Source organism: Streptomyces sp. NPDC050625, from assembly GCF_040654755.1.
GTDB lineage: Bacteria > Actinomycetota > Actinomycetes > Streptomycetales > Streptomycetaceae > Streptomyces.
Genome location: NZ_JBFAIQ010000099.1, coordinates 1 through 3,820 on the forward strand (window position 1 = coordinate 1; position 3,820 = coordinate 3,820).

Here is a 3,820-nt window from a genome sequence, read left to right on the forward strand (position 1 = left end):
ACCGTGGCGGGCAGTTCGACGGTGTGGTGGTCGCTCCGGTCGAGTCCGGCGGTGAGGTCCACGCGCGCCTCGGCGAGGTACTGCAGCTGATCCAGGAGTGGGCGGACGCGGCGGAGCTCGCGGACTCCCGCCTCCTCGTGGTCACTCGTGGCTCGGTCGACGACGTGCCGGACCCGGTCACCGCGGCGGTGTGGGGTCTGGTGCGTTCGGCGCAGGCGGAGCATCCCGACCGGCTGTTGCTCGTGGACCTGGACGCGGACGGCGACCCGGCGGGTGTGGTGTCTGCGGTGGTGGCGTGTGGTGAGCCGCAGGTGGCGGTGCGCGAGGACCGGTTCCTGGCACCGCGTCTCGTCCGATCGGCCGCGAGCGCACTGGTGCCACCGGAGGGGGTGCCGTGGCGGCTCGAGAAGGGCGCGCGGGGGACGCTGGAGAGCCTCGCGCTGGTGCCGGCCCCGCATACGGCGGAGGAACTGGCGCCTGGTGATGTGCGCATCGCCATGCGTGCGGGTGGTGTGAACTTCCGTGACGTGCTCAACGCTCTGGGGATGTACCCGGGTGACGCCGGTGCCCTCGGCAACGAGGGTGCGGGTGTGGTTCTGGAGGTCGGCGCGGATGTGGCGGGTGTGTGCGTCGGCGACCGGGTGATGGGTCTGTTCCCGCGGGGTGCGCTGGGGCCGGTGGCGGTGACGGATCATCGTCTGCTGGCACCGGTTCCGCGGGGGTGGTCGTTCGCGGAGGCGGCGGCGGTTCCGACGGTGTATCTGACCGCGGTGCACGGGCTGATCGATCTGGGTGGTCTGCGTGCGGGTGAGTCGGTGCTGATCCATGCCGGTGCCGGTGGTGTGGGTATGGCGGCGGTGCGGCTGGCCCGCTGTCTGGGGGCGGAGGTGTATGCCACGGCCAGCCCCGGCAAGTGGGATGTGCTGCGCGGGATGGGGCTGGACGACGCGCACATCGCCTCCTCACGCACGCTGGACTTCGCGGAGAAGTTCCCGGCCGGTATGGATGTCGTGCTGAACTCTCTGGCGGGGGAGTTCGTGGATGCGTCGGTGGGGCTGCTGGCCGAGGGTGGCCGGTTCGTGGAGATGGGCAAGACCGATATCCGGGACGCGGCCGCCATGCCGGTGTCGTATCAGGCGTTCGACCTCTTCGAGGCGGGGAACGACCACATCCGGGACATGTTCGCCCTGCTGACGGAGTGGTTCGACCAGGGTGAGCTGGGCCGGCTGCCGGTGCGGGCGTGGGATGTGCGGGAGGCCGCGGAGGCGTTCCGGTTCATCAGCCAGGCGCGGCACGTCGGGAAGGTCGTCCTGACGATCCCGCGCCAGCTGGACCCGGACGGTACGGTCCTGGTCACCGGCGCGAGCGGCACGCTGGGCGGGCTCGTCGCGGAACGGCTGGTGGCCGAGCACGGCGCCCGGCACCTGCTGCTCCTCAGCCGCCGCGGTGTGGACACGGCCACTGTCGAGCGGCTGGCGGAGCAGGGTGCCACGGTGCAGGTGGCGGCCTGTGACGTCGCCGACCGCGACGCGCTCGCCGAGGTGCTCGCGGAGATACCCGCCGCGCACCCACTCGCCGCCGTGGTCCACACGGCCGGTGTGCTCGACGACGGTGTGATCGCCTCGCTCAACCAGGAGCGTCTCGATACGGTGCTGCGTCCGAAGGCCGACGCCGTCGACAACCTGCACGAGCTGACGGCGGACGCGGACCTGGCCGCCTTCGTCCTGTTCTCCTCGGCCGCCGGTGTCTTCAACACGGCGGGTCAGGCCAACTATGCGGCCGCGAACGCCTACCTTGACGCCTTCGCCGCCCGTCGCCACGCCGTCGGGCTTCCTGCCGTGTCGCTGGCGTGGGGCTTGTGGGCGCAGAGCAGTGGGATGACCGGTGACCTGGACACGGCCGACCTCGACCGGATGGCCCGTACGGGTGTGCTGCCGATCGAGACCGAGCAGGGTCTGGCCCTGTTCGGTGCGGCGCTGGGCGTCCAGCGGCCCGTCCTCGTCCCTGTCCGGCTGGATGTCGGCGTGATCGGCAGCCGTCAGGAGGTGCCTCCGCTTCTGCGGCAGTTGGCCCGCCCGGCAGCGCGGCGCGCCACCCAGAGTGCCGCCGGCCGTCAGCCGCTGCTCGAGCGGCTCGCCGCCGCGACCGGGACCGAGCGGAACCATATTCTGCTCCAGCTGGTGCGGACCGAGGTCGCCGCGGTCCTCGGCCACGCCACTCCTGCGGACATCCCCGCCGACCAGGCTTTCCGGGAGCTGGGCTTCGACTCGCTCACCAGTGTCGAGCTGCGCAACCGGCTCAACGCCGCCAGTGGTCTGCGGCTGCCCGCCACGCTGGTCTTCGACTACCCGACCCAGACCGCGCTGGTGGGCCATCTGCTCGCCGAACTCGTCGGCGAAGAGGCGGCCCACACCACCGAGGCGGCGGTAGGCGGCCTGGCCCCGTCCATGGCCGGCGCCGACGACGATGCGATCGCGATCGTGGGCATGGCCTGCCGCTTCCCGGGTGGCGTGGGCAGCCCCGAGGAGTTGTGGCGGCTGGTGGCCGCCGGTGGTGACGCGATCGGCGGCTATCCCACCGACCGCGGCTGGGATCTGGAGGGCCTGTACGACCCGGACCCCGACCACCACGGCACCTCCTACGCGCGCGGCGGCGGTTTCCTGCACGACGTGGGCGGATTCGACGCCGGCTTCTTCGGGATCAGCCCGCGCGAGGCGATGGCGATGGACCCGCAGCAGCGACTGCTGCTGGAAACGGCCTGGGAGGTGCTGGAGAGCGCGGGCCTCGACCCGTCCGTGTTGCGCGGCAGCCGTACGGGGGTGTTCGCCGGCGTGATGCACGGCGACTACGCCGGGCGGTTGGACCAGGCGCCCGAGGGTTTCGAGGGGATGCTGTCGACGGGCAGTGCGGGCAGTGTGGCCTCGGGCCGTGTCTCGTACACGTTCGGGTTCGAGGGTCCGGCGGTGACGGTCGACACGGCGTGTTCGTCGTCCCTGGTCGCGCTGCACCTCGCCGCGCAGGCGCTGCGGAACGGTGAGTGTGATCTGGCGCTGGCCGGTGGTGTGACGGTGATGGCGACGCCGCAGACGTTCGTGGAGTTCTCGCGTCAGCGTGGCCTCGCCCCGGACGGCCGGTGCAAGCCGTTCTCCGACGCGGCTGACGGCACGGGATGGGCCGAGGGTGTGGGTCTGCTGGTGGTCGAGCGGCTCTCGGACGCGCGGCGCAATGGCCACCAGGTGTTGGCGGTGGTGCGGGGCAGCGCGGTGAACCAGGACGGTGCGAGCAACGGTCTGACGGCGCCCAACGGCCCGTCCCAGCAGCGCGTCATCCGCCAGGCGCTGGCCAGTGCGCGGCTTTCCCCGTCCGAGGTGGACCTCGTCGAGGCGCACGGTACGGGCACCAAGCTGGGCGACCCGATCGAGGCGCAGGCGCTGCTGGCCACCTACGGGCAGGACCGGCCGGAGGACCGGCCGTTGTGGCTCGGCTCGATCAAGTCGAACCTCGGGCACACCCAGGCCGCCGCCGGTGCCGCCGGCATCATCAAGATGGTGCTGGCGATGCGCCATGGAGTCATGCCGCGCACGCTGCACGTGGGGGAGCCGTCGCGGCACGTCGACTGGTCCTCCGGGGCCGTCAGTCTGCTGACGGATGAACAGGCGTGGCCGGAGCTGGACCGGCCGCGGCGTGCGGCGGTGTCGTCGTTCGGTATCAGTGGCACGAACGCACATGTGGTGCTGGAGCAGGGGCCGGTGGAGGAGCAGTCGCCTGCCGTGGAGCCCGCGGGTGATGGTCTGGTGCCGTGGGTGGTGTCGGCGAAGTC

Annotated in this window: 1 protein-coding gene; it reads left to right on the top strand. The window is 71.9% G+C overall.

The annotated features are described in order from the left end of the window. Window positions 1-3,820 (top strand): SDR family NAD(P)-dependent oxidoreductase (locus AB0I54_RS47945; RefSeq protein WP_363302723.1); only part of this gene is annotated, 3,820 nt, incomplete at both ends.